Origin of the sequence: Halomonas sp. KM-1, from assembly GCF_000246875.1 — a bacterium.
In the GTDB taxonomy this organism is placed as follows: Bacteria; Pseudomonadota; Gammaproteobacteria; order Pseudomonadales; family Halomonadaceae; genus Halomonas; species Halomonas aerodenitrificans.
Genome location: NZ_BAEU01000163.1, coordinates 1 through 1,735, shown reverse-complemented (window position 1 = coordinate 1,735; position 1,735 = coordinate 1). Strand labels below are relative to the sequence as shown.

The window sequence follows — 1,735 nt, the reverse complement described above, 5'->3', positions numbered from 1 at the left end:
AGCGGCCAGCCCGCGCTTGACCACTCCGGCGCAGGTGAAGGTGGCGAAACTCGCCCCCGGGCGTGAGCGGGCGGCCATGGCGGCGAACAGCTCCGGACGCCACATCTCCGGGTTCTTGGCCGGCGCGAAGCCGTCCAGGAACCAGGCATCCACCTTGCCTTCGAGCAGGGCCAGGCGTTCGCTGGCATCGCCGAAGTGCAGATCCAGCGTCACCCGCTCGTCGAGCCACAGCCGATGCACGCCGGCCACCGCTTCGGGCCACTGGCGTACCAGCCGCTCGGCGCGTTCCGCCAAGTCCGGCCAGGCCGCAAGCGCACGCGCCAGGTCGTCGCGGAGCAGCGGGAAGCGTTCAGTGGAAATCAGGTGCAGGCGAGCCCCGGCCGGGGCATGGGCATCGAAGCAGGCCCAGGCGCAGAGCATGTTGAGCCCGGTGCCGAAGCCGGTCTCGCCGATGGTGAAGGGGCGCCGCTCCTGCCAGGCGGCCAGGCGCCGCGGCAGGTTATTACCCTGAATGAAGACATGCTCGGTCTCCGCTCGGCCGTCGTGGCGCGAGAAGTAGACGTCGTCGAAGCAGGTCGAGAGCGGGGTGCTCTCGCCGTTCTCGTCATGCTGCCAGTCGAGACTGGCAGGCTCGAGCGCGGCCAGCGGCGGCAGCGAGGCATGGGGCAGGGACACGGACTTCTCCAGCGCGGCTCTCGGAACGAAAGCAGGAACTCTACACGAACAGGGCTGCTCAAAAATTGACCGTTGTCGCCGCGGCGGCGTGGCATGGCGTATCCGGAAAGCCATCCGCGGCGTTTCAACAGCGTTATCCACAGAAGCTGTGAGCAAAGTCTCTGTGGATAACCGGCAGGTCGAGGGCGGGTTAGGGGAGCACCTTCTTGAATGGCTTGACGGTCACCTTGGCGTAGACCCCGGCAATCATGTAGGGGTCGGCGTCGGCCCAGGCCTGAGCGGTCTCGAGGCTGTCGAACTCGGCCACCACCAGGCTGCCGGTGAAACCGGCTTCGCCGGGGTCCTCGGCGTCCACGGCGGGGTGCGGGCCGACCAGTACCAGGCGGCCTTCGTCGCGCAGCTTTTCCAGCCGGGCCAGGTGGTCGGGGCGGGCAGCCAGGCGTCGCTCCAGGCTGTTCTTCACGTCTTCACTGATGATTGCGTACAGCATCGCAGCGTTTCCTCGGTCGAGCGGTATCACCGCGGACTCCAACCGTGCGTTGACCGACCGTCGTCGGACGCGCACCATGGGCCATCATTTTGACAAAGTTGCCTGCCTGCGTCATGCCAATGCCCCCCCTGCCCGAGCATTTTGCCGGCGACCCCGGTCCGCTCGGGGTCGATCTGCACATGCACTCCACTGCCTCGGACGGTGCCCTGGCCCCCGCCGACGTGGTCGCCCTGTGCGCCGAACGCGGCGTGACGCTGATGGCGCTGACCGATCACGACACCGTGGCCGGAGTGGGCGAGGCCGCCACGGCGGCCAAACGCCTCGGCGTATGTCTGCTGCCGGCGGTCGAGCTCTCCACCCGCTGGCAGGGAATCGGCATTCACGTGGTGGCGCTACTGCCCCAGGGTGCCCACGGCGCGCTGGCCGCAGGGCTCGATGCTCAGGCCGAGGCCCGCGATATCCGCGCGGCGGTCATCGCGCAGCGCATGGAGAAGCTGGGGCTCGACAACGCCTTGGCCCGCGCCCGCGAACAGGCCGGCCCCCACCGGCCGCTGGGGCGACTCGCGATAT

General features: G+C 68.6%; 3 protein-coding genes. 1 reads left to right on the top strand and 2 read right to left on the bottom strand.

All coding sequences use genetic code 11. The annotated features are described in order from the left end of the window. The coding region (mnmD, locus tag B8115_RS22110; protein ID WP_010630050.1) for a tRNA (5-methylaminomethyl-2-thiouridine)(34)-methyltransferase MnmD at window positions 1-675 on the bottom strand (675 nt) is incomplete at its 3' end. 190 nt (window positions 676-865) lie between these two features. Continuing rightward, window positions 866-1,165 (bottom strand): YciI family protein, encoded by a 300-nt coding sequence (locus B8115_RS22105; protein WP_010630049.1) that lies wholly within the window; start codon window positions 1,163-1,165, stop codon window positions 866-868. Between the two features lie 113 nt (window positions 1,166-1,278). On the opposite strand from B8115_RS22105, the gene B8115_RS22100 reads away from it, so the two are divergent. Then, a partial coding sequence (locus B8115_RS22100; protein ID WP_035591995.1) for a PHP domain-containing protein occupies window positions 1,279-1,735 on the top strand: 457 nt, incomplete at its 3' end.